This window comes from Nocardioides exalbidus, from assembly GCF_900105585.1.
Classification (GTDB): Bacteria; Actinomycetota; Actinomycetes; order Propionibacteriales; family Nocardioidaceae; genus Nocardioides; species Nocardioides exalbidus.
In genome coordinates this window covers 2,833,696-2,858,807 of sequence record NZ_FNRT01000002.1, presented here as the reverse complement: position 1 = coordinate 2,858,807, position 25,112 = coordinate 2,833,696, and the positions used below count along the sequence as shown (strand labels likewise).

Annotated in this window: 22 protein-coding genes; 13 read left to right on the top strand and 9 right to left on the bottom strand. The window is 72.4% G+C overall.

Translation table 11 applies throughout. The features are described from left to right. Positions 1 to 26: 26 nt before the first annotated feature. From BLV76_RS14010 to BLV76_RS13970, 9 genes are all read left to right on the top strand, one after another. Positions 27 to 1,616: an ABC transporter substrate-binding protein gene (locus tag BLV76_RS14010; RefSeq protein ID WP_217630351.1), complete on the top strand. Its 1,590-nt coding sequence runs from the start codon at positions 27 to 29 to the stop codon at positions 1,614 to 1,616. A 1-nt stretch (position 1,617) separates the two neighbouring features. Beyond that, complete coding sequence (locus BLV76_RS14005; RefSeq protein ID WP_090969679.1) at positions 1,618 to 2,652, top strand: ABC transporter permease; 1,035 nt, start codon at positions 1,618 to 1,620, stop codon at positions 2,650 to 2,652. Further along, complete coding sequence (locus BLV76_RS14000) at positions 2,649 to 3,524, top strand: ABC transporter permease (RefSeq protein ID WP_090969678.1); 876 nt, start codon at positions 2,649 to 2,651, stop codon at positions 3,522 to 3,524. Before BLV76_RS14005 ends, BLV76_RS14000 begins: the two co-directional genes overlap by 4 nt. 1 nt (position 3,525) lies before the next feature. Further along, on the top strand, positions 3,526 to 5,337 hold the full coding sequence (locus BLV76_RS13995) for an ABC transporter ATP-binding protein (RefSeq protein WP_090969677.1): 1,812 nt from the start codon (positions 3,526 to 3,528) through the stop codon (positions 5,335 to 5,337). A 15-nt stretch (positions 5,338 to 5,352) separates the two neighbouring features. Then, the gene (locus BLV76_RS13990; RefSeq protein WP_090969676.1) at positions 5,353 to 6,486 is read left to right on the top strand and encodes a serine hydrolase domain-containing protein; all 1,134 of its coding nucleotides are present in this window, start codon (positions 5,353 to 5,355) and stop codon (positions 6,484 to 6,486) included. Between the two features lie 38 nt (positions 6,487 to 6,524). After that, on the top strand, positions 6,525 to 7,412 hold the full coding sequence (locus BLV76_RS13985) for a beta-keto acid cleavage family enzyme (RefSeq protein ID WP_217630350.1): 888 nt from the start codon (positions 6,525 to 6,527) through the stop codon (positions 7,410 to 7,412). Further along, positions 7,412 to 8,350: a 3-hydroxyacyl-CoA dehydrogenase NAD-binding domain-containing protein gene (locus tag BLV76_RS13980; protein ID WP_090969675.1), complete on the top strand. Its 939-nt coding sequence runs from the start codon at positions 7,412 to 7,414 to the stop codon at positions 8,348 to 8,350. Before BLV76_RS13985 ends, BLV76_RS13980 begins: the two co-directional genes overlap by 1 nt. After that, positions 8,347 to 8,814 carry a thioesterase family protein gene (locus BLV76_RS13975; RefSeq protein ID WP_175539682.1) on the top strand — a complete coding sequence of 156 codons (468 nt, stop codon included), beginning with the start codon at positions 8,347 to 8,349 and terminating at the stop codon, positions 8,812 to 8,814. The genes BLV76_RS13980 and BLV76_RS13975 overlap by 4 nt, the downstream gene beginning before the upstream one ends. A gap of 224 nt (positions 8,815 to 9,038) precedes the next feature. Further along, complete coding sequence (locus tag BLV76_RS13970) at positions 9,039 to 9,551, top strand: hypothetical protein (protein WP_139306578.1); 513 nt, start codon at positions 9,039 to 9,041, stop codon at positions 9,549 to 9,551. Between the two features lie 10 nt (positions 9,552 to 9,561). Here the strand turns inward: BLV76_RS13970 and BLV76_RS22595 are convergent, their stop codons facing one another. From BLV76_RS22595 to BLV76_RS13950, 5 genes are all read right to left on the bottom strand, one after another. Next, on the bottom strand, positions 9,562 to 9,729 hold the full coding sequence (locus BLV76_RS22595; protein WP_175539681.1) for a hypothetical protein: 168 nt from the start codon (positions 9,727 to 9,729) through the stop codon (positions 9,562 to 9,564). Between the two features lie 148 nt (positions 9,730 to 9,877). Beyond that, positions 9,878 to 10,006: a hypothetical protein gene (locus tag BLV76_RS23350; protein ID WP_281246165.1), complete on the bottom strand. Its 129-nt coding sequence runs from the start codon at positions 10,004 to 10,006 to the stop codon at positions 9,878 to 9,880. A gap of 149 nt (positions 10,007 to 10,155) precedes the next feature. Continuing rightward, positions 10,156 to 10,500, bottom strand: coding sequence for a WhiB family transcriptional regulator (locus tag BLV76_RS13960; protein WP_090969671.1), 345 nt, complete (start codon positions 10,498 to 10,500; stop codon positions 10,156 to 10,158). Positions 10,501 to 10,627: 127 nt separating this feature from the next. Then, positions 10,628 to 10,813, bottom strand: coding sequence for a hypothetical protein (locus tag BLV76_RS13955; RefSeq protein WP_139306577.1), 186 nt, complete (start codon positions 10,811 to 10,813; stop codon positions 10,628 to 10,630). Between the two features lie 178 nt (positions 10,814 to 10,991). Continuing rightward, positions 10,992 to 13,043: a UvrD-helicase domain-containing protein gene (locus BLV76_RS13950; RefSeq protein WP_090969669.1), complete on the bottom strand. Its 2,052-nt coding sequence runs from the start codon at positions 13,041 to 13,043 to the stop codon at positions 10,992 to 10,994. Between the two features lie 85 nt (positions 13,044 to 13,128). Between BLV76_RS13950 and BLV76_RS13945 the strand changes: the two genes are divergently transcribed. Both BLV76_RS13945 and BLV76_RS13940 read left to right on the top strand, forming a co-directional pair. Beyond that, positions 13,129 to 13,371, top strand: coding sequence for a mycoredoxin (locus tag BLV76_RS13945; protein ID WP_090969668.1), 243 nt, complete (start codon positions 13,129 to 13,131; stop codon positions 13,369 to 13,371). 46 nt (positions 13,372 to 13,417) lie between these two features. Next, complete coding sequence (locus tag BLV76_RS13940) at positions 13,418 to 13,885, top strand: ScoMcrA-related endonuclease (RefSeq protein ID WP_090969667.1); 468 nt, start codon at positions 13,418 to 13,420, stop codon at positions 13,883 to 13,885. A 30-nt stretch (positions 13,886 to 13,915) separates the two neighbouring features. Here BLV76_RS13940 and nudC read toward each other — a convergent pair whose 3' ends face one another. Then, positions 13,916 to 14,839 carry an NAD(+) diphosphatase gene (gene nudC, locus BLV76_RS13935; protein ID WP_245734682.1) on the bottom strand — a complete coding sequence of 308 codons (924 nt, stop codon included), beginning with the start codon at positions 14,837 to 14,839 and terminating at the stop codon, positions 13,916 to 13,918. Between the two features lie 63 nt (positions 14,840 to 14,902). On the opposite strand from nudC, the gene aztD reads away from it, so the two are divergent. Together aztD and deoD are read left to right on the top strand one after the other, a co-directional pair. Next, on the top strand, positions 14,903 to 16,186 hold the full coding sequence (gene aztD / locus BLV76_RS13930) for a zinc metallochaperone AztD (protein ID WP_090969666.1): 1,284 nt from the start codon (positions 14,903 to 14,905) through the stop codon (positions 16,184 to 16,186). 40 nt (positions 16,187 to 16,226) lie between these two features. Then, positions 16,227 to 16,937, top strand: a complete 711-nt coding sequence (gene deoD, locus BLV76_RS13925; protein ID WP_090969665.1) for a purine-nucleoside phosphorylase — start codon at positions 16,227 to 16,229, stop codon at positions 16,935 to 16,937. Positions 16,938 to 17,421: 484 nt separating this feature from the next. Here deoD and BLV76_RS13920 read toward each other — a convergent pair whose 3' ends face one another. The 3 genes from BLV76_RS13920 to bar form a co-directional block, all read right to left on the bottom strand. Continuing rightward, entirely contained in the window at positions 17,422 to 20,583 is a 3,162-nt protein-coding gene (locus BLV76_RS13920; protein WP_090972729.1) for an ATP-dependent helicase, read from the bottom strand. Between the two features lie 80 nt (positions 20,584 to 20,663). Then, positions 20,664 to 23,885 carry an ATP-dependent helicase gene (locus BLV76_RS13915; RefSeq protein WP_090969664.1) on the bottom strand — a complete coding sequence of 1,074 codons (3,222 nt, stop codon included), beginning with the start codon at positions 23,883 to 23,885 and terminating at the stop codon, positions 20,664 to 20,666. 121 nt (positions 23,886 to 24,006) lie between these two features. Continuing rightward, complete coding sequence (gene bar / locus BLV76_RS13910) at positions 24,007 to 25,101, bottom strand: barbiturase (protein WP_090969663.1); 1,095 nt, start codon at positions 25,099 to 25,101, stop codon at positions 24,007 to 24,009. Positions 25,102 to 25,112: the final 11 nt, after the last annotated feature.

The following is a 25,112-nucleotide window of genomic DNA, read 5'->3' as shown; positions in this document are numbered from 1 at the left end:
GCATTGCGCAACAGGGAGCTCACGAAGTGAACCAGAACCAAGCAGGCAACTGGAAGATCTCTCGCCGTCAGATGCTCCGCTACTCCGGAGTCAGCGCGGTCGCCGTCGGAGGCAGCAGCTTCCTCGCCGGATGCGGCGGTGGTGACGGCGGCGGCGGTGGTGGCGGGGGTGGCGGTGCGCAGAGCGCGGGCGGCCAGCTCATCCACGGCGCCACCGGCGGCGGCGCGAAGGACACCCTCGACCCGCACCAGCCAGTGACCGCGGCCGACATCGCCCGGTGCCTCAACCTCTACGAGCCGCTGCTCATCTGGGACAACAACTACGAGCTCCAGCCGGCCCTGGCCGAGTCCGTGGAGCCCTCGAAGGACGCCATCACCTGGACGGTGAAGATGCGCTCCGGCGCCACCTTCCACAACGGCGCGCCCGTCACGGCCGAGGACGCCTGGCTGAGCATCCGCCGCGTCGCCGACCCGAAGGCCCCGCTCTCCGCCGGCGGCCAGCTCTCGCAGATCATCGACTTCGAGTCCTCCAAGGTCGTCGACGACACCACGCTGAAGATCGTGCTCAACACGCCCTACGCGATCCTCGACTCCCTGCTCGCCGAGTACACCCTCGGCATCATCCCGGGCGGCAAGTTCGACCCGGCCAACCCGGTCGGCACGGCGGGCTTCGCCTACAAGTCGTTCGAGGCGGGCAAGACCAGCACCTTCACCAAGTACGCCGACTACTGGGGCGACGCCGCGTTCCTCGACGAGCTGGTCATCCAGGACTTCGCCGACGACAACGCCAAGGTCAACGCCCTGCAGGCCGGCCAGATCCAGACGCTCGACAACCTGCCCTACAACCTGGTCGACACGATCAAGGGCGCGGGTGCGGGCGTGCTCACCGCCGAGGGCGGGCAGTGGGTCCCCTTCACGATGCGCGTGGACCAGGCGCCGTTCAACGACCCCAAGGTCCGCCAGGCGATGCGCCTGATCGTCGACCGGCAGGCGATGATCGACCAGACGCTCAGCGGCTACGGCTCGCTCGGCAACGACATGTACGCCCCGCTCGACGTGGCCTACGCCAGCGACCTGCCGCAGCGCGAGCAGGACATCGACCAGGCCAAGTCCCTCCTGGCCTCGGCCGGCGCCGACGGCCTCCAGGTCGAGCTCTTCACCGGCGACGACATCGGCTCGGTCGCGGTGCCCGCGGCCAACCTGTTCGCCGAGCAGGCCAAGGCGGCCGGCGTGGACGTGAAGGTCACCAAGAAGACGCCGTTCTACGACGACGACTACCTGTCCTACACGTTCGCCCAGGACTTCTGGAACACCCGCAACTACATCCCCCAGGCCGTCGTCGGCACGTTCCCGCCCGACCAGGGCGGCACCTACAACGAGACCCACTGGGACAACGCCGACCACCGCGACCTGGTCAACGCCGCGGCCAAGGAGGTCGACGAGGCCAAGCGCGCCACGCTGCTCCACGACGCCCAGGAGATCGAGTACGACGAGGGCGGCTACATCATCTGGGGCTTCCGCCAGCAGGTCGACGCCTACGGATCCACCGTGCAGGGGCTGGAGCCGAGCAAGTACCTCCCGCTCGGCAACTACAACTTCCGCAAGGTGTCCCTCTGACATGACACAGGAAGCGACTCTCCCTGATCCGCTCGAGGAGGTCGCCCCTCCTCGTGGACGCTCCGGCGGGGCGGCGTGGGGCATCTGGCTCGCACGCCGCCTCGGCCTGGCCCTCATGACGCTGTGGCTGGTGTCGATCGTGGTCTTCCTGGCCACGGCCGCCCTCGGCGACCCCGTCCGCGCGATCCTCGGGCGCGACTACGGCACCAACGTCGCCCGTCGCGAGCAGCTCGAGGCGCAGCTCGGCATCGGCGACTCGATCGTCACCCGCTACTTCGACTGGCTCGGCGGGCTGCTCACCGGTGACTTCGGCACCTCGCTCGCCAACCAGCAGCCGGTCTGGGGCCAGATCTCGAGCAGCGTGACCAACTCGCTGGTCCTGGTGCTGCTCTCGGCGCTCGTGATGGTCCCCCTCGCCTTCGGCATCGCGATGATCTCCTCGCACTTCCGCCGCCGGCGCCCCGACACCGTCATCCAGACGATCCTGCTGGCGCTGGCCGGCGTGCCCGAGTTCGTCACGGGCATCCTGCTCGTGTCGGTGTTCTCCACCACGGTGTTCAAGATCTTCCCGGCGGTCACGCTCGTGGCGCCGGGCGGCAGCCCGTGGGACGAGCCCAAGAGCATGGTGCTGCCGGTCCTCACGCTCGTCATCGCGGTGACGCCCTACGTCTCGCGCATCGTGCGCGCCACCCTGCTGGAGGTGCTCGACAGCGACTACGTCGAGCTCGCCCGGCTCAAGGGGATCCCCGAGCCCGTCGTGATGCGCAAGCACGCGCTGCTCAACGCGATCGTCCCGGGCATCCAGGTCGTCTCGCTCCAGCTCGCGTGGCTCGCCGGTGGCGTGGTGCTCGTCGAGACGCTCTTCCAGTACCCCGGGGTCGGTCGCCAGCTCGTCGACTCCGTGCGCAACCACGACGTCGCGATGGTGCAGGCGCTGAGCATGATCATCGCGGGCGTCTACATCGTGGTGAACCTCGTCGCCGACGTCCTGTCCATCCTGCTGACTCCCCGAGCGAGGACGGCGATCTCGTCATGAGCACGACTCCCTCCGCTGCACCGGTCCCGTCGTCGCCCGACGCGACGGCCCCCGCGCCCGCCGGCTTCTTCCGGCGCGCACTGCACCAGAAGCGCTTCGTCTTCGGCTTCGGCGGGACGCTCCTGGTGGTCCTGTTCGCGATCCTCGCGCCCTTCTTCGCCCCCTACGGCGAGAAGGAGACCGCCGGTCCGCCGTACGCCAAGGACGGCCTCTTCGGCACCGACTACATCGGCCAGGACGTCCTCAGCCGCGTGATGCACGGCGGCCAGGAGGTGCTGACCATCTCGGTGCTCGCCACGCTGCTCGGCATGGTCGGCGGCATCCTGATCGGCGTCGTCGCCGCCTACGCCGGGGGCTGGTGGGACGAGATCATCATGCGGCTCAACGACGTGCTGCTGGCGTTCCCCCAGATCCTGCTGTCGCTCGTCGTGCTGACCGCCCTGCAGAACCCGTCGGCCTGGGTGATCATCGTGCTCGTCGCCGCCGGCCACGCACCGCGTGTCGCCCGCGTCGCCCGCGGCGTCGCGCTCGGCATCGTCTCGCGCGACTTCGTCGTCGCGGCCGAGGCCCTCGGCGAGAGGCGCTCACGCGTGATCGTCGCCGAGGTGCTGCCCAACATGACCGGGCCCCTGCTGGCCGAGGCCGGCCTGCGCCTGACCTACTCCATCGGCATCGTCGCCGCCCTCGGCTTCCTCGGCTTCGCCGCCGACCCGGGTGCGGCCAACTGGGGCCAGATGATGAACGAGAACCGGCTCGGCCTCCAGACCCAGCCCTGGGCCGTGATGGCCCCGGTCGTCGTCATCGCGATCTTCACCATCGCCACCAACCTCATGGCCGACGGGCTCGCCCAGGCCGCCCAGAAGGGCGAGTGACATGACTGCCTCACCTGGCACCACCGACTCCGGCCACGCGGTCCGCAAGACCGGCGGGCTGGTCATCGAGGACCTCGGCGTCAGCCTGACCGGCAAGGACGTCGACGTCGTCGACGACATCGACCTGGTGCTCAAGCCCGGCGAGGTCGTCGGCCTGGTCGGCGAGTCCGGCTCGGGCAAGACCACGGTGGGCACCTCGCTGCTGAACTACTCACGCGCCGGGGCCTACATCTCGTCGGGCAAGGTGCTGCTGGAGGACCGCGACGTCCTCCAGATGCCGTGGAAGGAGGTCCGCAAGCTGCGCGGCGAGGAGATCGCCTACGTCCCGCAGGACCCGGCCTCCGCGCTCAACCCGAGCATCCGGATCGGCAAGCAGCTCGTCGAGCTCCAGCAGCTGCGCGGCATCGGCACCAGCGAGTCGCGGCTGGCCGCGGCCCGCGCCGGTCTCGAGGAGGTGGGCCTGCCCAGCGACGACGAGTTCCTCCGGCGCTACGCCCACCAGCTCTCCGGCGGCCAGGTGCAGCGCGTCGCGCTCGCGATGGCGTTCCTGCCCAAGCCCAAGGTGCTCGTCCTCGACGAGCCCACCACCGGCCTCGACGTCACCACGCAGAAGATGGTGCTCGACACGATGGCCGAGCTCTGCCGCACCTACGGCGTCTCCGCGCTCTACGTCACCCACGACCTCGCCGTCGTCGCCAACATCGCCGACCGCGTCGCGGTGATGTACGCCGGCCAGATCGCCGAGCTGGGCCCCCGGGACGCGATCTTCGCCAATCCCTCGCACCCCTACACGCGCGCGCTGCTCGACTCGATCCCGCACCTGAGCCAGGCACGCGCGCTCAAGGGCATCCCGGGTCGTACGCCCTCGCCCGGCCGTCGCCCCGGCGGCTGCCGCTTCAACGACCGCTGCACCTTCGCGATCGATGTCTGCCGCGCCGAGGTGCCGCAGCTGCGGACCATCGCCAGCGAGCACGAGGTGCGCTGCCACCGGGTCGGCGAGATCGGCACGTGGGACATCAACATCGGTACGGTCCCCGACGCCGACCCCGACCGCGAGCGCGACGTCATCCTCTCGATCCAGGGGCTCGACGTCTTCTACGGCCGCAAGCACGTCGTCCACGACGTGTCGTTCGACGTCGCCAAGGGCGAGGTCGTGGCCCTGGTCGGCGAGTCCGGCTCGGGCAAGACGACGATCTCGCGCTCGGTCGGCGGCCTGCACAAGGACTGGACCGGCTCGATCACCTTCGAGGGCCGCGAGCTGGCCACCAGCGCCCGCAAGCGCAGCGCCGAGGACCGGCGCCGGATGCAGTACATCTTCCAGAACCCCTACCTCTCCCTCAACCCGCGACTGACGATCGAGCAGATCATCAGGCGGCCGATGGAGCTCTTCGGGCTGGCCAAGGGCAAGGACGCCACCGACCGGGTGGTCGAGCTGATGGGCCAGGTCGCCCTCGGCCCGCAGATGCTGCACTACCAGGCCAGCAGGCTCTCCGGCGGCGAGCGCCAGCGCGTCGCCATCGCCCGCGCCCTGGCCGCCGAGCCCGACGTGATGATCTGCGACGAGATCACCTCGGCGCTCGACGTCTCCGTGCAGGGCTCGATCGTGGAGCTCCTCGAGGGCCTGCGGATCGAGCGCGGCATCAGCATGCTGTTCGTGACCCACAACCTCGCGCTGGTGCGCTCCATCGCGGCCCGCGTGGAGATCCTCCAGGCGGGCAGGGTCGTCGAGGCGGGCTCGGTCGTCACTGTCATGGACACGCCCCGCGAGGACTACACCCGCAAGCTGCTCAGCAACAGTCCCAGGATCGACTAGGTCGGACTGATCCACGTGCCGACCACGTCCGAGGCGGGGTCGAGGCTCTCGACCCTCCCGTTCACCGACCCCCAGCTCGAGCCGGGGTGGCGCCACGTCGTGGTGCCGGCCGCCGATCCGCGGCCCCTCGCCGCGGCGCCGCGCATGCTGGAGGTGTCGGTCGCGGGCGCCGGCCGGCTGCACACGTGGTCGCAGTGGCACGAGGCGACCTGGGGCACCTCGCTCCTCGTGCTCGACGGTGGCCGCGTCGTCCACGAGACCTACTCCGACCGGGGCGGGGCGGAGGGGCTGGGCCCGGACACACGGTTCCTCGGCGCCTCGATGACCAAGTCCGTGCTGGCGCACCTCGTGGGCCGCGCCGCCACCGACGGCGAGCTCGGCCTCGACGACCCGGTGGTGCGGCACGTCCCCGAGCTGGCCGGCACCGGCTACGACGGACCCACCGTGCGCCACGTGCTCACCATGACCACCGGCGTGGACTGGGTGGAGGACCACCGCGACCCCGACAGCCTGGCCTCCCGGCTCCTCGGGTGCTTCCCCGACGGTGACTCGCGTGCGCTGCTCCGAACGGTGCGCCCAGGCGTCGCGCCGGGCACGCGCTGGGCCTACAACACCGCCGACTCGCAGGTGCTCGACTGGGTGCGCGAGCGTGCCACCGGGCGGGACTACGCCGACGACGTCGCGCGGCTGTGGCGCGACCTGGGCTGCGCGAGCGAGGCCGTCGTCGGCATCGACGCAGCCGGCACCGCGCTCGCCGGCGGCGGCCTGGCAGCGACCGCGCGGGACTGGGCGCGGATCGCCCTCCTCGCCGTCGACGGCACGACCGACGACGGCACCCGCCTGCTGGACCCCGCCTGGGTCGAGGCCGCCGCGCGGTCGTCGTACGCCATCACGGGGGTGGGTCGGCTGCCGAGCTCGATCACCACGCACGCGGGGTTCGGCCACCACTGGTGGCCCCTCGACGACGCGGGCACCCGCCTGACCGCCGACGGCAGTCGCGGCCAGTTCGCCGCCGCCGACCGACATACCGGCGCCGTGGTCGTGAAGACCTCGCTGTGGCCCTACGACGACTTCCTCGTCGACCGCCAGGCGCGCGACCTCAGCTACCTGGGCCTCCACGCCCTGCTCGACCTGTTCGTCCCGCACTGAAACCGCACCGCCACACCCCTCGAGAAGGAGCACCACCCGTGAACCGCAACGTGATGATCACCTGTGCACTCACCGGAGCCGGCGACACCGTCGGCAGGTCCGAGCACGTGCCGGTGACACCGGAGCAGATCGCCGAGTCCGGCATCGCCGCCGCCCGTGCCGGCGCCACCATCGTGCACATCCACGTGCGCGACCCCGAGACCGGCGTCGGCTCGCGCGACGTGGCGCTCTACCGCGAGGTCGTCGAGCGGATCCGTGCCTCCGACGTCGACGTCATCATCAACACCACCGCCGGCATGGGCGGCGACCTGGTCCTCGACCCGGCCGACCCGACGACGTTCCTCGAGGGCACCGACCTCGTCCGCGGCGTGGACCGGCTCCCCCACGTCGAGGAGCTGCTCCCCGACATCTGCACCCTCGACTGCGGCAGCCTGAACTTCGGCGAGGGCAGCCTGGTCTACGTCAGCACGCCCGACATGCTGCGCGAGGGCGCGAAGAAGATCCAGGAGCTCGGCGTCCGCTGCGAGATGGAGATCTTCGACACCGGGCACCTCTGGTTCGCCAAGACCCTCGTCGAGGAGGGGCTGATCGACGCCCCGGCGATGTACCAGCTCTGCATGGGCATCCCCTACGGCGCTCCCGCCGACCCGATGACCCTCATGTCGATGGTCCAGCAGCTGCCCGAGGACGCCGTGTGGGCCTCCTTCGCGCTCGGCCCGATGCAGATGCCGTGGGTCGCGCAGTCCGTGCTGCTCGGCGGGCACGTGCGCGTCGGGCTCGAGGACAACCTCTACCTCGCCAAGGGCGTCAAGGCCACCAACGCCCAGCTCGTCGAGCGGGCCCGCACCATCGTGGAGTCGATGGGCGCCAAGGTCGCCACCCCCGACGAGGGACGCGAGATCCTCCAGCTGAAGGCGCGGTCCTGATGCGGCCCGCACCTGCCGACGTACGCACCGTCGTCTGCGTCGGCGCCGGCGTCATCGGCGGCGGCTGGGTCGCCTACTTCCTCGCCCGGGGCTACCGCGTGGTGGCGTGGGACCCCGCACCCGACGGCGAGGAGCGGTTGCGCCACCTCGTCCGCGCTGCCTGGCCGGCGCTGACCGACCTCGGCCTCGCCGACGGCGCGAGCATGGACAACCTCTCCTTCGAGCCCGACCTGGCCAAGGCCTGCGCGCAGGCCGACTTCGTCCAGGAGAGCGCACCGGAGGACCTCGAGCTCAAGCGCACCCTGCTGGCCGACATCGACGCGGCGACCCCCGAGGGCGTGGTGATCTCGTCGTCGACGTCGGGCTACGGGATGAGCGAGATGCAGGACAAGTGCGCCCACCCGGACCGCACCGTGGTCGGCCACCCGTTCAACCCGCCCTACCTGATCCCGCTCGTGGAGGTCGTCGGCGGCACCAGCACGTCGAGCGACGTGGTCGCGTGGACCTCGGAGTTCTTCACGCTGGCCGGCAAGTCGGTGATCACCATGGACCGCGAGGTCCCCGGGTTCATCGCCAATCGGCTGCAGGAGGCGCTGTGGCGCGAGGCGCTGCACATGGTCGCGGCCGGGGAGGCGACGGTCGAGCAGATCGACCTCTCGATCACCGACGGTCCCGGCCTGCGGTGGCCGATCTTCGGGCCGATGCTGACCTTCCACCTCGCCGGCGGACAGGGCGGCATGGCGCACATGCTCGACCACTTCGGCCCCTCGCTGCTCTCCCCGTGGACCCGCCTCGTCGCGGCCGAGCTCACCCCCGAGCTGCGCGACGCGGTCGTCGACGGCTGCGACCGCGAGGCCGACGGCCGGAGCATCGACGACCTGGTCGCCGAGCGCGACCGCGGCGTCGTGGCCGTGCTCCGCGCGCTGGGCAAGGCATGAGCGCACCCCCGGACCAGGGGCACGTGCTCGTCTGGCAGGAGCCGGTGCAGGAGGCGTGGATCGACTACAACGGCCACCTGTCCGAGCCCTACTACGTCCTCGTGTTCGGGCACGCGACCGACAACGTGATGGACGCCGTCGGCATCGGCCCGGACTACCGCGAGGCGAACGATGCCTCGCTCTACACTGTCGAGGCGCACGTCCGCTACCTCGACGAGGTCTCGGCCGGGGCCGACCTCGAGGTCCGCTCGACGGTCGTCGGTGCCACCGGCAAGCTGCTCTGGATCTGGCACGAGATGTGGGTCGACGGCCGGCTCCGGGCCACCGAGGAGATCCTCGGCGTGCACGTCGTCGGCGGGGGCTCCGCACCCTTCCCCGATGACATCGCCGCGCGCGCCCGGGAGCTGCTCGTCGACCCGCCGGAGGAGGCCAGCGGCCGGATCCGCCCGCTCCGCCGGGCCTGACCTCTCGCGATCCACCCGGCTCGGCTGACCCTCTCCAGCGATCCACGGCTGACCGGGGATCGCTGAAGTTGTCGGCCCTTGCAAGGCCTGACGAGTTCAGTGAGTGGCCGACAACCCCTGGGCCGCCGGTCAGGGGTGGCGGCGTACGCCGTCAGGACCCGCCGGACCGCAGATGGGCTGTGGACAACGGCCCACGTGTGCCGGCCCGGTGGCAGCGTGTCGCCATGCCCGCGAGCCGTCCCACCGCCGCCCAGTCCCTCCTCCGCGCGCAGCTCGACTGCCCGGCCGTGTGGCGCGCGCCGGTGACGGCCGCACTCGGCGCGGCCGGGATCGCGGTCGACCCCGAGGCGCCCGTGGGGATCGCCGTCGCCTCCGGTCGGCTGGTGTCGGGGACCGTCGACGACTGGACCGTCTCCTCGCTCCCCCACCTGCTCGTCGCGGTGTGGCCGTGGGCGGTCGACGTCGGTCCGTGGGCGGCGCCGGGCGTCGGGCCCTGCGCGCGGTGCGTGGCGGCGGCGGTCCTCGACGAGGGCTCCGAGGCGGTCGAGGGACGGGCTCCGGCCCACCTCCTCGCGCTCGCGGCCGGCTCCGCGGCCCGCGAGCTCGCCGCCTGGGCGCGGGGCGAGTCCCCGCACACCTGGCTCACGTCGTGGCGCTTCGACCACGAGCCGCTGCCGCGAGCACGCCGCTGGCAGCGTCACCCCTACTGCGGGTGCGGGTGGTTCGAGACGGCCTGAGCGCCGCCCGTCACCACCACTCGCTGTCGAGCTTGCTCTCCATGGCCCGCAGGTGGGTGCGCGAGCAGCTGTCGCAGAAGACCTGCTTGCGACCGCGCTCGACCGCGGTCGTCCAGGTCAGGGTCTCGGCCTCCGGCGCCTGGGTGCCGCAGAAGTCGCACGTGACGAGCTCGCTCACGCCTCGACCCTAGCCCCGTCCCGCCGGCACGCTCCGGAAATGACGAACGAGCCGGTACGTCGTCGTGGTGACGACGTACCGGCTCGTGTGTGCTCACCCGCGATCAGGGCGAGAGCTCCCACTACCGGCCGGGTGGCCGGCGGGAGGATCAGAGCGCGCGGGCGAGGGCGAGGCGCGCCTGCGCCGCGGCCCGCTCGGCCTTGCGGCTCATCCGACGGGCGAGTGCCAGCTGGTGGCCCCGTCGCAGCTCGTGCGCCTCTCCCAGGCGCGCGGACATTTGCGCGCGTGCGAGTTCTTCATGCATGAGATTCATGTCGTTGCTTCCGTTTCGGTAGGTCTTCATGGGTGGTGGTTCCTGTGTTTCCTCAGTGGGATGGGTTGCGGTGACACCTGTTCGGCGACCCCGTCTGCTGACTGACGTCCGACCTAGGCGACCTGGATGGTCTGCTCGGACTTGCGGGGCCGGCCTCGCGGCCGCTTGCGCGGGATCACCACGCCCTGGAGGAAGAGCTCGCCTCCCCAGACGCCCCACGGCTCGCGCCGCTCGAGGGCTCCGTCCAGGCACAGCGTGCGCACCGGGCAGTCGATGCAGAGCGCCTTGGCGTGCTCCACGTCCGCGGGGGACTCGGCAAACCAGAGCTCGGCGTCGTTGACGCGGCAGGGCAGCAGCTCCTCATCCACCTCGGCAGCTGCGTCGTGCAGGGCGCCCAGGGGGGCCTGGGGGTCCAGCTCGTCGGCAGCTCGCTTGCGGTCGAGAACGCTGATGGTCATGTGTTCACCTCCTTCTCGTTGACCTGATCGCGGGTGCGGTGCGGGTGCACCGCGTGGACAAACAGAAAGGCCGCGGATCCCGGGGTTCGGGTTCCGCGGCCTGGAGGCTGCCGATGCTGGTGTGGACCTAGCTCGACGGACTCCAGACAGGTGAACCCGGGAAATCGCCCTTGACGCGGACAATGGCGGCAGCGGCGCCCTGGGCAGCCACCACGCCGGCACCGAAGACACGCAGACGCGCGCAGGTGTGGCCGAGGGTGGACATGCCGAAGGACGGCGTCCACGCCGTCATCGTCATCGTGTTGTTCTCCATGGTGGCCACCTCCTTCGGGGCGTCGGGCGCGGATCGTTGTCAGCGATCTGATTGCGCGTGCGGTTGTGAGAGGAACGTTAGACCCCGACTCACGTCAGGGGCAAACGATTTTATGGGTATTACATGGATTTCTTTCGAGAAAGTTCGCGGTCGCGCTCGGGCCGGGCTGTCGGACGGCTCAGGAGGCCTTGCTGGAACCCTGGGACGCCACCAGCGCGAGCACCTCGTCGCCGTACTTCGCGATCTTGCTCGGACCGACACCGCTGATCGCCCGCAGCCCGCGCTCGTCGGAGGGGACGTGCTCGGCGATGAGCTGGAGCGTGGCGTCGGTGAACACCACGAAGGCCGGCACGCTGTCCTCGGACGCGCGGGCCAGGCGCCACTCGCGGAGCTTCTCGAACAGTGCCTCGTCGTAGGACGCCGGGCAGTCGGCGCACCGGCCGGTCTTCTTCTGGCGAGCGTCGGACAGGGGCTTGCCGCACTCGCGGCAGTGCATGGCCGCCCGGTTGCGCCTGGTCCGCTCCTTGTGGGTCGCGGAGACGCCGGGGGCGCCGTCGAGCAGGGTGGCCAGGAACGGCGAGCTGCCGCGGTTGGAGCGACCGCCGGGCTCGCGGGCGGTGGCCCACGAGACGGTCAGCTCGTCGCGGGCACGGGTCATCGCGACGTAGAGCAGCCGGCGCTCCTCCTCGACCTCCGCCGGGGTCTGCGCCTGCGAGATCGGCATCATCTTCTCGTGCATGCCGGCCACGAAGACGGCGTCCCACTCGAGGCCCTTGGCCGAGTGGATGGTCGCGAGGGTGACCGCGTCGGCCACCGGTGCGTGCTGCTCGCTGGCCCGGCGGTCGAGGTCGTCGACGAAGTCGCCCACGGTCGACTCGGGCCGCTCGCGGCCGAAGTCGGCAGCCAGGTCGACCAGCGCCTGGAGCGACTCCCAGCGGTTGCGGACCTCTCCCCTGCCCTCGGGCGGCTCGGTCGAGTGACCCATCTGGGACAGGACCGCCACCACGGCCTCCGCGACGGGTCCGGTCGCCTCACCCCCGCGGGCAGCACCACGGACGAGGGTGATCGCCTGCCGCACCTCGGCCCGGTCGAAGAACCGGGCGGCACCGCGTACGACATAGGGCAGCCCACGGGCGGCGAGGGCCTCCTCGAAGCGCTCCGACTGGGCGTTGATGCGCAGCAGCACCGCCATCCGGCTGGCCGGCGTGCCCTGCGCGCGCAGCGCGGCCACGCGGTCGGCGACGGCGTCGGCCTCGGCGACCTCGTCGGCCGCCTCGCGGTAGGTGATGCGGGCACCGGACGGTCGCTGCGCCACGAGGTCGACGCCCTTGCTGGCCGTGCCGGCGAGGAGCGTGTTGGCAGCCGCCACGACCTCGGGCGTGGAGCGGTAGTTGCGGACCAGCTCGACGCTCGTCGCGGACGGGTGGCGCTGGGTGAACTCGCGGAGGTAACGCGCGTCGGCGCCGGCGAAGGAGTAGATCGTCTGGGCGGGGTCGCCGACGACGCAGAGCTCGTCGCGGCCGCCGAGCCACAGGTCGAGCAGCGCGTGCTGGAGCGGTGAGACGTCCTGGAACTCGTCGACGACGAACCACTTGTACTGCCGGCGGACCTGGGCGGCGACCGCCTCGTTGTCGGCCAGCAGGCCGGCGCCGAGGAGGAGGACGTCCTCCATGTCCATGCGGCCCTGGCCGCGCTTGACCTCCTCGTAGCCGTCGAAGGCGCGGGCGACCACCTCGGGATCGATGCCCGAGACCTGGCGGCCGCGCTGCCGGGCGATGGCGGCATAGGTCTCCGGGCTGACGTTGGAGACCTTGGCCCACTCGATCTCGCTGGCGAGGTCGCGCAGCGTGGCCTGGTCGACGCCGAGGCGCTGGCGTCGGGCCGCCAGGGCGACCATGCCGAGCTTGGAGTCGGTGAGCTCGGGGAGCTCGCGCTGGTGCACCCGTGGCCAGAAGAACCGCAGCTGGCGCAGCGCCGCGGAGTGGAACGTGCGCGCCTGCACGCCGGGGGCGCCGAGGGCCCGGAGCCGCTCGCGCATCTCACCCGCGGCACGCGTGGTGAAGGACAGCGCCAGCACCTCGGTGGGCGCGTAGACCCCCTCGGCCACGCCGTGGGCGATGCGATGCGTGACCGCACGGGTCTTGCCGGTGCCCGCGCCGGCCAGCACCCGCACCGGTCCGCGGAGCGCCTCGGCGACCTGGCGCTGCTCGGGATCGAGCGCTTCGAGCAACGGAACAACTCCTGCGGGATGGTGGTTGAGGTGGGTGCCTGACCCTTGTTCTTCACCCTAGACGTCGGAGGGGACACTCACTCCCATGACCTTCACCATGTTCAGCACCCCGTGGTGCGGCTACTGCCACCGCCTCAAGAGCCAGCTCGACCGCGAGGGCATCGAGTTCACGATCATCGACATCGAGGCCGAGCCCGAGCACGCGTTCACCGTCGAGCAGGCCAACGGCGGCAACCAGACGGTGCCGACGCTGCTCTTCACCGACGGCAGCACGCTCACGAACCCCTCCGTGGCGCAGGTCAAGGAGAAGCTGGCCGCCCTGTCGTGACGGGCTGCCCTGATGGCCGGACACCTCCCGGGGATAGCCTGACGTCGTGTCACTGCTGAACTCGATCGACCGCCCCCACGTCCTCACCGCGATCGAGACGTGGGACAAGGCGGGTGGGGCCAACTACATGCTGGTCCGCGGCGGTGTCTCGACGCACGTGCTGCTGCACGGCGGTCGCGAGTACGACGCCGCGGCGATCATGGGCATCGCCCACGGCCTGGCGACCGGTCGCACCCTGACGCCCGCCGACATCCCGGGCGGTGGCGCCGGCGCCACCAAGGCGCTGGTGCGGCTCGGCTTCCAGGTCCGCGACGACTCGCCTCCGGCCGAGCGCGTCCCGGGCACCCGCGCCCGCGCCCCGCGCACGCCGTCCACGACGCCGCGCGCGTCGGGCGTGCGCAGCACGGGCACCCCGCGCCCCACCCGCGTCGCGGCGAGCGACCGGCCCGACAAGCTGTGCCCCACCTGCTTCATCGCGCTGCCCGCGACGGGCATCTGCGACCAGTGCGACTGACCGGCGCCGACCGAGGTCCGACGGCCCGGCTCAGTCCCAGCCGGGGCCGTCGAGCGGGCGGCCGAACCAGGACTCGATGAGGGACGACGAGATCGAGATGCCGCGCGGCACGACGAGCTCGCCCGAGCGACCGGCCGCCTCGAACTCGGCGCGCGTCCACCAGCGGGCCTCGGCGATCTCCGCGCCGTCGACGTCGATGTCGGTGCTGACGGCCCTGCCGGTGAAGCCGAGCATCAGGCTCGCGGGCAGCGGCCAGGGCTGGCTGCCGAAGTAGGCCACCTCACCGACCCGCACGCCGACCTCCTCGTCGACCTCGCGGCGCACGGCGTCCTCGAGGGTCTCACCGGGCTCGCAGAAGCCGGCCAGCGTCGACCAGCGGCCCTCGGGCCAGGCGGAGTTGCGGCCCAGCAGGATCGCCTCGTCGTCGCCGTCGCCGTGGGTGATCGCCATGATGACGGCGGGGTCGGTGCGCGGGAACTGCGCCCGGTCGCACTGCGTGCAGCGCAGCTCGTGACCGGCGGCCCGGCTGACGAGCGTGCCGCCGCAGCGGGGGCAGAACTTCGTGGCGTGGTGCCACTCGGCCAGGCCGACGGCGTGCATCAGGAGCGGTGCCTCGTGGGGCGCGTGGTCGGCGAGGAGGGACAGCACCGACCGGAGCGGCACCCACTCGTCCGGTGCGCCGGGGGCGGCCTCCGGGTCGACGATCACCGCGACGTGGACCGTGTCGTCGGCGTCTCCGAGCAGCACGAGCGTGCCGTCCGGGGCCTGGTCCCCCGGGAGCCACTGGACCGCACCGTCGACGGGCCGGAGCCGGTTGCCGGCGATGACGAGCACCTGCGTCGCCGGGTCGGCCATCTGCTCGGTGAGCCACTCGGCGTCGGTGCGCCGCAGGCCCATCCGGTTGTGGGCGTGGGCGGAGAGCGCGACGTGCGGCAGGAGGCGGTCGGAGGTCACGTCGTCAGGCTAGCGAGCCCGTCTCTTTGACAATCATTCTCATTTGCATTGAGAATCGTTCTCATGAAGCGCAGATCCCTCCATGCCCTCCTGCCCGCCCTCGTCGTACTCGGCGCCTCTGCCTGCGCGACCGAGTCCGAACCGACCACCTCGACCTCCACGTCCACCTCCACCTCGACCTCCCCCTCCGCCTCCCCCTCCAGCGACTCGTCTGCCGAGTCGGCTGCCGAGACCGGGTCCGGCACCGAGGCCGCGTCGGCCAACCCGCGGCTGGCAGTGACGTACGACGGTGGCGTGCTCGTCGTCGACACGACGAGCGGCGACGTCCTCGCCGACGAGCCGATGGAGGGCTTCGTCCGCGCGTCCGCCGCCGGCGACGGTCGCCACGTCCTCATCAGCGGCGCCGGCGGGTGGCAGGCCCTCGACCTCGGCTCGTGGAGCCACGAGCACGGCGACCACGGGCACCACTACACCGGCGAGCCCGGTCTGACGGGCGTCGCGTTCGAGGCGGCCGAGCCCGGTCACGTCGTCGTGCACGACGGGATCACGACGCTCTTCGACGACGGCACCGGCACCATCACGGTCTTCGACCCGGCCGACCTCGGCGAGGGCGCTCCCGAGGTCACGACCGCGGCCACCGACGAGGCGCACCACGGTGTCGCGGTGCAGCTGGCCGACCGCAACCTGCTGATGACGGTCGGCGACGAGGAGTCGCGCTCCGGCGTCCGGCTCGTCGGGCCGTCGGACGCGGTCATGGCCGAGACCGACGAGTGCCCCGGCGTGCACGGCGAGGCGTTCGCCGAGGACACGGCCGTCTTCGGCTGCGAGGACGGTGCGGTGGTCCTCGACGGTCGCTCCTTCACCAAGGTCTCGAGCCCCGACGGCTACGGCCGGATCGGCAACCAGGCCGGCTCCGAGGTGTCCCCGATCCTGCTCGGCGACTACAAGGTCGACGCCGACGCCGAGCTCGAGCGCCCCACCCGCGTCGCGCTGATCGACACCCGCGACGCGTCGCTGGAGCTCGTCGACCTCGGCACGAGCTACACCTTCCGCTCGCTCGGCCGCGGACCCGACGGCGAGGCCCTCGTGCTCGGCACCGACGGCGCCCTGCACGTGATCGACGAGGAGACCGGCCGCACGACCGACACCATCGAGGTCGTCGACCGCTGGCGCGAGCCGCTCGACTGGCAGCAGCCCCGCCCGGCGCTCCACGTCGTGGGCGAGACGGCGTACGTCACCGACCCGCGCCGCGACCAGGTGCACGTCGTCGACCTCGGCCGCGGCAAGGTCACCTCGACCCTCGACCTGCCGCACACGCCCAACGAGATCGTCGCCAACGCCGGCTGAGTCCCCCGTCCTGTCCGGCCGACTGCCTAGGCTGGGCGCCGTGAGCACGCACATCGGCGCCCAGCCCGGCGACATCGCCCCCACCGTCCTGCTTCCCGGCGACCCCCTCCGGGCGAGGTGGATCGCGGAGAACTTCCTCGACGATGCCCGCTGCTACAGCGAGGTGCGAGGGATGTACGGCTTCACCGGCACGTGGCGCGGCCAGCCGGTCTCCGTACAGGGGTCCGGCATGGGGCAGCCGTCGATGTCGATCTACGTCAACGAGCTCTTCACCGACTACGACGTCCAGTCGATCATCCGCGTCGGCTCGTGCGGCGCGGTGACCGAGGGTGTCGGCGTGCGCGACGTGATCATCGCGTCCGGCGCCTGCACCGACTCCTCGATGAACCGGATCACCTTCCACGGCCTCGACTACGCACCCGTCGCCGACTTCGGCCTCCTGCGCGGCGCGGTCGAGGCGGCCGAGGCTCGCGAGGGCGGCTCGCCCTTCCACGTCGGGCTGATCTTCTCCAGCGACTCGTTCTACGCCTCCCGCCCCGAGCTGCTCGGCGAGATGGTGAAGTACGGCGTCCTCGCCGTCGAGATGGAGGCCAGCGCGCTCTACACGCTCGCCGCCAAGCACGGTCGCCGGGCCCTCGCGATCTGCACCGTCTCCGACCACATCGTCACCGGCGAGGAGACGACCTCCCAGGAGCGCGAGCAGACCTTCGGCGAGATGATCGACATCGCGCTGACCGCCGCCCTCGGCTGACCTCCTGGCGCCGCCGCCGGCGGTGCGGAGGAGGATTCCAGGGGGTTCGAACCCGCGTCACACACCGCTCGCGCGCGTGTCGTCCGACGACTCACCGCCGGCGGTGCGTGAGCCACACGCGGCGACCCTCGAATGTGGATGGCTCACCGCTCGCGCGCGTGCCGTATGGCGACTCGCCGCCGGCGGTGCGTGAGCCACACGCGGCGGCCGTGGGATGTGGCTGACTCACCGCTCGCGCGCGTGCCGTATGGCGACTCGCCGCCGGCGGTGCGTGAGCCACACTCGGCGACCCTCGAATGTGGCTGACTCACCGCTCGCGCGCGTGCCGTATGACGACTCACCGCCGGCGGTGCGTGAGCCACACTCGGCGACCCTCGAATGTGGCTGGCTCACCGCTCGGGCGCGTGTCGTACGACGACTCGCCGCCAGCGGTGCGCGAGGAGGATCCGGGCGGCCCAGAGGCCTCACCAAACGCCGCCCGGGGTCAGAGGTCGAGGAGCCGCTCGAGGCCGGCCCGGTCGGGGAGGTCCTTCGGCTCGACGGTGCGGCCCGAGCGGACGTAGTGGAACGCCGCCCGGACCCGTTCGATCGGCACCCCCGTGAGCTCGGACCAGGCGAGCCTGTAGAGGGCGAGCTGGAGCGGGTCGGAGGCCTCGTGGCGACTGGTCTTCCAGTCGACGACCAGGAAGTCGGCGCCCGAGTCGGAGGCCTCGGCGTAGACCGCATCGATGCGGCCGCGGACCACCTGGCCGGCGAGCACCAGCGCGAAGGGCGCCTCGACGGCGTGCGGAGCCCGGTCGCCGAAGGGGCCGTCCTCGAAGCGCTTGACCACCTCACCGAGGTCGGCGTCGTCGTCGATGCCGGCGTCGGCACGGCCGGGCAGCTCGTCGGGCTCGATCAGCGCCTGTTGGCCGAAGCGGTCCTCGACCCAGGCGTGGAACGCCGTACCGAACCGGGCCGCCGGTGCCGGCGGACGCGGCATCGGGCGGGCGAGCTCGCGGGCGAAGCCGTCGGGGTCGTCGCGCAGCCGCGTCATCGAGGTGGCCGACAGGCTGCTCGGCAGCGGCAGGTCGATGGCGGTCGCGCGTTCGGCGCGCGCCTCCGCGACGAGCTGCGCGAGGTCGTCGTCCCACTCGGCCACCATGGCGGCCTCGACCATGTCGAGGCCCTCGTCGGGCGCGCTCGGGTCGACGGTGCGGACCAGCTCGGCGGCGGCCAGCCGTCGCGCGGCCTCCTCCCCCGGGCCGGGCACGGGCCACGGGCGGGACGGGTCGACGTCGTCGTTGGGGTTGGGCGACTTCGGGGCGGGCTTCTCGATCCAGTCGTCGACCGTCTCGCCCCACTCCTCGAGCTGCTCGCGGACCACGGCCTGGTAGCTCGACGGCCCGAACGGCGTCGAGCGCTGACCCCAGACGTAGGAGGAGACGGCGAGGTGGTGCGCGGCGCGCGTGTAGGCGACGTAGCCCAGCCGGAGCTCCTCCTCGGCGTCGTGGGCGCGGGTCGCGGCGCGGTAGGCGTCGAGGGCCGCCTTGTCATGGCCGACGAGCTGGGGCTGGTCGGCCCGGTCGCCGCGCAACGGCGCCGGCAGGACGGCGGGCGAGGAGGTCCACAGCGTGCGCGAGCGGTTGCTCGGGAACCGGGTCTCCCCCACCCCGACGCAGAAGACCGACGACCACTCCAACCCCTTGGCGCGGTGGACGGTCAGCAGCTTGACCGAGTCGGCGGCCGTCGGGGTGGCGACGTCGAGGCCGTTGCCCTGGTCGTCCTCGGCGGTGAGGTAGGCCAGCAGCGCCGGCAGCGTCACGTCGCCGTCGACCGACTGGAACTCCGCCACGGCCTTCACGAAGAGGTCGAGGTTGTCGCGCCGCGCGGCGGCCGCGGGCGAGGTCGCCGACGCCAGCTCGACGTCGACACCCGTGGTGTCGATGATCCGGCACACGACGTCGAGCAGCGGGTCGCCGACGTGGGTCCGCAGCCGGCGCAGCTCGGTGGCGAGCAGGCCGAAGCGGTCGAGCGCCTCGGGCGAGTACGCCGCCTCGCCGGGCGCCTCGACCGCGTCGCTGAGGGCGGGCAGCTCGGAGGCGTCGATGCCGTCGGCGATCTGGAGGAGCTGGTCGGCGACGGTCGCCGCCTCCTTGCGGCCGCGGACCCCGGCGATCTCGGCGGCGCGCAGCGCGAGCAGCCGCAGGTCGCGCGGACCGATCGCCCACCGTGGCCCGGTCAGCAGGGTCAGCATGGAGGTGTTGGCGGTGACGTCGTGCATCAGCGTCAGCGTCGCGACGACCTCGGCGACCTCCGGCAGGCGGATCAGGCCGGAGAGGCCGACGATCTCGACCGGGATCCCGGCGGCGGTGAGGGTGTCGTAGACCTCCTCGCCCTGGGCGTTGTCCCGGCTGAGCACGCCGATGTCGGACCAGTCCGTGCCGGACTCGTGGACCCGGCGCACCTCGGCGGCGAGCCAGGCCAGCTCGTCGACGGCGCGCTCGAAGACGTGGGTCTCGACGATGCCCTGCTCGGCGATCTCGGCCGCGCGCAGGCGGGCCACCTTGTCGCCGTAGGCCTCGAGCAGCGGCTGGGCGAGCCGGTTGGCGACGTCGAGGATGCGCCGGTCGGAACGCCGGTTGACCGTCAGCGGCAGCCGGCCGGGCTCGCCGTCGGCGGCGGGGAACGTCTCGGCGAAGTTGAGGATGTTGGACACCGAGGCGCCGCGCCACCCGTAGATCGCCTGGTTGGGGTCGCCGACCGCCATCACCGGGTGGCCGAGGCCGTGGTCGTCGTCGGGGCCGGAGAACAGGCGGGCGAGCATCGTCGCTTGCGCGACCGAGGTGTCCTGGTACTCGTCCAGCAGCACGACCTTGAAGCGCCCACGCTCGATCTCCCCCACCTCGGGCTGGTCGTCGACCAGCCGCGCCGCGAGGGCGATCTGGTCGCCGAAGTCCATCAGCCCGAGGTCGGCCTTCAGCCTGCGGTAGCCGGCGACGAGCTGCAGCAGCTCGGCCCGCCGGTCGATGGCGTTGATGGCCTTCGCCGGCGGCTCGAGGTAGGTCTTGCGGGCCTTGCCGGCCAGCTCCTCCTCGATCGCGCGCTCGAAGCCGCGTCGGGCCTCGGCGTCGATGCGTCGTACGTCGTCCTCGTCGACGAGGTGCTCGCTCATCGCGCCGTCGAGGGCGAGGAGGTTCTGGATGGCGGTCGCGGGGTGGTCGGTCAGCAGCTCGATGTGCCCCGTGAACCGCTCGATGACCCGCGCCCCGAGCTGGTAGCGCGAGGCGTCGGAGACGACCCGGGTGTCGGGCTCGTGGCCGATGCGGAGGCCGTGGTCGGTCAGCAGGTTGGCGGCGTAGGCGTGGTAGGTCGCGACGGTGGGCTCGAGGACGTCCTCGCCCTCGGCGACGACCGACCGGTCGAGCAGCCCTGCGTCGCCGAGCGCCTGGGTGACGCGCTGGCGCAGCTCGGCGGCGGCCTTGGTGGTGAAGGTCAGGCCGAGCACCTCCTCCGGGCGGACCCGGCCGGTGGCGACGAGCCAGACGACGCGTTGCGCCATCAGCGTGGTCTTGCCGCTCCCGGCCCCGGCCACGACCACGGTCGGGCGCAGCGGGGCCGTGATCGCGGCCCACTGCTCGTCGCTCGCGGCGTGCTTCGCCCTCATCAGGTCGCGGAGGTCCTCCGCGGTGTCGAGGCGGATCGGCGTGAACGCGGGCGGGACGTCGTGCGTCGTGGTCGGCTCGGTCACTGGACGGTCACGCTCCCCGCGCCCTTGGCCGGGCAGAGGGCGACGAACGGGCAGTCGCGACAGTGCGGTCCGGCGGTCGCCGGGAAGCTCTCGGCGCGGACGAGCGCGGCCGCGCGGGCCAGTCCGTCGCGCAGCGCGGTGCGCTCGGCCCCGTCGGCGGAGTGGGCCGGCTGCGCCTGGACCTTGGCGCTGGAGGAGTCGTCGTCGATGCCGAGCTGCACGAGCTCGGCACCACCGGAGGCGAACGAGCGACCGCCCTCCTCGTCGAGCGCGCCGGCGTCGACGGCGTACTGGTAGAGGGCGAGCTGGAGGTTGCCGGCGACGGCTGGCCCGGACGGTGCGGTGCGGGCGCTCTTGAAGTCGACGACCACCACACGACCGGCGTCGTCGATCTCGAGCCGGTCGGCGTAGCCGGTCAGCATCACCGGTCGTCCGTCGACGTCGACCACGCCCTGGAAGCGCTGCTCGGCGCCGAGGACCTCGCGGGGGTTGGCGAGGTGCCACTGGACGAACCGGCCGACCGCCTTGCGGATGCGGGCGAGCTCGCGCTGGCGCGACCACGGCGTGCGGAAGGCGAGGCGGTCCCAGATCGCCTCGACCTCGGCCATCAGCGGGTCGACCTCGGGCGGCAGGTCGCCCACCGCCACGCGCTCGGCGAGGGCGTGGAGCACCTGGCCGAGGTTCGCGGACTGGTGGACGGCCGAGACGCCGCCGGCCTCGCGCTCGAAGAACCACTGCGCCGGGCAGAGCAGGATCGAGTCGAGCATGCTGGCCGAGATCGGCACGGGGCGCTCGGGGTCGCGGATCGGCTCGACCGACCGCGTGGCGCTGCGCGTGCCCCACCAGGTCGACGGGTCGGCCGTCGGGACGAGCCGACGGCCGTCGACCTCCTCGACCGCGAGGGCGGCCAGACGCCGGGCCGCGGCCTCGCGGAGCGCGGGCGACACGGACGGGTCGGCGGCGTTGCGGCGGAGCTCGGCGACGAGGCCGCCGAGGGACAGCGGGCGCGGCGGGCGACCGTCATGGTGCTCGATGGTGACGCCGAGCTCCTCGAGGAAGCGGGAGGGCTGCTCGCCGTCGTCGTCGGGCGAGCGCACCGCGCTGACCACGAGGCGGCGGCGGGCGCGGGTGCAGGCTACGTAGAACAGCCGGCGCTCCTCCATCAGGAGCGCCCGGGCCGTGAGGGGCGGGACGAGGTCGGGGTGCCCGGAGGCGTCCACACCGATGCGGTCGGCGCCGAGGAGGGTCGTGCGACGTCGCAGGTCGGGCCAACCCTCCTGCTGCACGTGGGCGACCACGACGAGGTCCCACTCCAGGCCCTTCGACCGGTGCGCCGTGAGGAGCCGGACCGACTTGCCGCGCACGCCGCGCTCGGCGAGCGTGTCGGCCGGCAGCTGCTGGTCGACGAGGTTGGCGAAGAACGCCCCGACTCCCGTGTGGTCGCGCTGGTCCACGACGCGCGAGGCGAGCTCGAAGAGCGCGACGACGGCGTCGAGGTCGCGGTGTGCCCGGCGGGTGGCCGCGCCGCCGAGGTCGACCTGGCGACGGAGCCGCTCGGGCCACGACGTGCTCGACCAGAGGTGCCAGAGCAGGTCCTCCGCGCCGGCCTTCTCCTCCAGCATCCGGGCGCCCGCGCGCAGCAGCGCGGCGAGCGCGACGGCGCGCTCCACGTCGGGGCCCTCGATCCCGTCGAGGAAGCCGTCCTCGACGAGCGCGAGCCGGAGCAGCTCGCGGCTGGTGCGTCGGGCCGTGGCGTCGGGCAGCTCCTTCTCGCGCGTGCGGAGGCGGCGGGTGAGGGCACGCAGGTCGGACGCGTCGAGACCGCCGAGCGGTGAGAGCAGCAGCGACTCGATGCGCCCGGGGTCGAGGAACCCGGGCGAGTCGGGGTCGTCGTTGTCGAGGTTGACCACCGCGCGGAGGCCGTCGAGCAGGGGCACCACCGCGGGGTCGTGGACGAGCGGCAGGTCGTCGGTGGCGACCTCGACGGGCACGCCGGCGGCTGCCAGCGCGCGTCGCAGCGGCGGGATGCTGGTGCGACCGGAGCGCACGAGCACGGCCATCCGGTCCCAGGCGATGCCGTCCTCGAGGTGTGCGCGGCGCAGCAGGTCTGCGAGCCGCTCGGCCTCGGCACGCTCGGTGTCGTAGGTCATCACCTCGACGCGGCCGTCGCCCTGCGGACCGGGCACCGCCTCGGGCGAGAGGAACGCCTCGCGCGCCGCGCCGTCGATGCTGCCGGTCAGCGTCAGCCGGCTCGCGACCCGACCGGCGCCGAGCAGGATCCGCGGGCCGAAGCGACGCGTGCGCCGCAGCACCACCACGGGCGCGGCGTCGCCGGCCGAGGTCGGGAAGGCCGCGGGGAAGTCGAGGATGCCGCGGACGTCAGCCCCGCGGAAGCCGTAGATCGACTGGTGCGGGTCGCCCACCACCGTGAGGTTGCGCCCGTCGCCCGCGATCGCCCGGAGCAGGGCGACCTGGCCGGGGTCGGTGTCCTGGTACTCGTCCACGAAGACGTGCGCGTAGCGCGCCCGCAGCTCGTCGCGGTGCGCCTCGGCCTCGATCACCGCGCGGCGGATGAGGTCGGAGTAGTCGGTGGCCCCGAGGTTGTCGAGGACGGTGAGGTACTGCTCGAGGAAGAGCCCGGCGGCGATCAGCTCGGGCAGCTCGTGCTCGATGCCGAGCGCGCGCAGGCCGGCCGGGTCGAGCCCCTTCTCGCGCGCGCGGGCGAGCACCGCCTGCACCTCGCGGACGAACCCGCGGGTGCCGACCGCGCGGCGCAGGGCGTCGGGCCACACGACCGACTCGGGGTTGTCGCGCAGCAGCTCGCGCAGCACGACGTCGGCCTCGGGCGCCGACAGCAGCCGGATCGCACCCTCGTAGAGCTCGGCGGGCGCGTACTTCCGGACCAGTGCGTAGGCGAAGGAGTGGAAGGTCGAGCAGGCGGCGGCAGAGGTCGTGCGCGCCACCCGTGCGGTGACCCGGTCGCGGAGCTGCTCGGCGGCCTTGCGGGAGAAGGTGAGCGCGAGCACCGAGTCGGGCGGGGCGCCGCGGTGCTCGAGCCGGTCGACGATCGCCTCGACGAGCGTCGTGGTCTTGCCGGTGCCGGGACCGGCGAGGACGAGGAGCGGACCGCCCTCGTGGTCGACGACGCGCTGCTGGTGCTCGTCGAGCGTGGGCACGACGACCTCGCGCTCGGGGCGGACCAGCCGGTACGTCGTCATGGGGACACACCATCACGGACCACCGACAGCGAACGTCGTACGCACCCGGTGTCGGTGGACGAGCACGACGTCACGCGGACGGGGCGACCCCCGGCCCCGTCCGCACGACGTCCCGGGGTGGTCAGGAGAGGTCGACGATGGCGGCGACCGGGCCGCCGCCCTCGGGTCCCTGGTGGGCCGCGGAGACCGAGACGAAGACCGCGGGGTCGCCGGTGACCGACGCGGTGACGCCGCCCACGGCCGCCTTGATCTGGCGGTGCCAGTGCACGTCGGAGTCGTCGAGCATCGCGTTGCGACGCCCACGCACCTTGCCGTCGGCCGACGCCTCGCACTTGAGGAACACGTTGACCAGGCGGCCGTCGAGGTCCTCGGTGCGCGGACGCTCGGGCAGGTCGAGGCCGGCGGAGCGGATGGCGTCCCAGATGCCGTCGGCGTCGAGCGCGTCGTCCATGACCGAGTGGCCGATCCGGTAGTTGCCGCCGACACCGGTGGCGTTGCCGACGACGACGACCTGGGCGCGGTCGAGCTCGACGCCGGAGGAGCACGAGGCGACGCTGGAGAAGAGGTCGCGGTCGCGCAGGACCTGCTCGTCGGTCGGCATCTCGATCTCGCCGAGGGCGACGGCGATGCCGAGGGCCGTACCGCCGTTGGAGACGTCCATCGAGTAGAGCGTGTCCTCGGTGAACACGTCCTTGCCGCGCGACTTGGCGTCCTCGATCGTCGAGAGCGTGAGCAGCGGGGTCTTCGTCTGCACGTAGTGGACGTCGGAGGCGTCGGTGATGCCCGCGCGCTCCATCGCCACCTCGACGGCGGCGGCGACCTTCGACACCATCGCCGTGCGGCCGATGTCCTCGGGCAGGAGCACCTCGCTCATCGCGAAGCCGACCGTCAGCCGCGGCTCGTCGCTGGGCTCGGCGTCGGTGGTCGCGAAGATGGTGGCGTGGGGGCTGATCACGCCGTCGGTGCCGCCCGACCACACGATCGGGATGCCCTTGACCTGCTCGGCGTCGGCCCCCTTGGCGACCAGCGCCTCGCGGAACGCCCGGTCGGCGATGATCCGGGTGTAGTCGTTGACGCCGCCGTTGCCCTCGGTCTTGCCGATGATCGCGATGACGCGGTCGGCCGCGATGACACCCTCGTCGATGAGCTTCGTCAGCTCGGAGGCGTCGGAGACGGAGTGGATCGGGACCTTGCGTACTTCGATGGCGCTGGGCATTTCGAGGGTTC

Bases quoted from the DNA above. Each gene is read 5' to 3' on its own strand.
- BLV76_RS13995 (WP_090969677.1), top strand. From the start codon at position 3,526: ATGACTGCCTCACCTGGCACCACCGACTCCGGCCACGCGGTCCGCAAG.
- bar (WP_090969663.1), bottom strand. From the start codon at position 25,101: ATGCCCAGCGCCATCGAAGTACGCAAGGTCCCGATCCACTCCGTCTCC.
- BLV76_RS13955 (WP_139306577.1), bottom strand. From the start codon at position 10,813: ATGGAGAACAACACGATGACGATGACGGCGTGGACGCCGTCCTTCGGC.
- BLV76_RS13960 (WP_090969671.1), bottom strand. From the start codon at position 10,500: ATGACCATCAGCGTTCTCGACCGCAAGCGAGCTGCCGACGAGCTGGAC.
- BLV76_RS14005 (WP_090969679.1), top strand. From the start codon at position 1,618: ATGACACAGGAAGCGACTCTCCCTGATCCGCTCGAGGAGGTCGCCCCT.
- BLV76_RS13920 (WP_090972729.1), bottom strand. From the start codon at position 20,583: ATGAGGGCGAAGCACGCCGCGAGCGACGAGCAGTGGGCCGCGATCACG.
- BLV76_RS13970 (WP_139306578.1), top strand. From the start codon at position 9,039: ATGCCCGCGAGCCGTCCCACCGCCGCCCAGTCCCTCCTCCGCGCGCAG.
- BLV76_RS13945 (WP_090969668.1), top strand. From the start codon at position 13,129: ATGACCTTCACCATGTTCAGCACCCCGTGGTGCGGCTACTGCCACCGC.
- BLV76_RS13980 (WP_090969675.1), top strand. From the start codon at position 7,412: ATGCGGCCCGCACCTGCCGACGTACGCACCGTCGTCTGCGTCGGCGCC.
- BLV76_RS13975 (WP_175539682.1), top strand. From the start codon at position 8,347: ATGAGCGCACCCCCGGACCAGGGGCACGTGCTCGTCTGGCAGGAGCCG.
- BLV76_RS13915 (WP_090969664.1), bottom strand. From the start codon at position 23,885: ATGACGACGTACCGGCTGGTCCGCCCCGAGCGCGAGGTCGTCGTGCCC.
- BLV76_RS14000 (WP_090969678.1), top strand. From the start codon at position 2,649: ATGAGCACGACTCCCTCCGCTGCACCGGTCCCGTCGTCGCCCGACGCG.
- aztD (WP_090969666.1), top strand. From the start codon at position 14,903: ATGAAGCGCAGATCCCTCCATGCCCTCCTGCCCGCCCTCGTCGTACTC.
- BLV76_RS23350 (WP_281246165.1), bottom strand. From the start codon at position 10,006: ATGTCCGCGCGCCTGGGAGAGGCGCACGAGCTGCGACGGGGCCACCAG.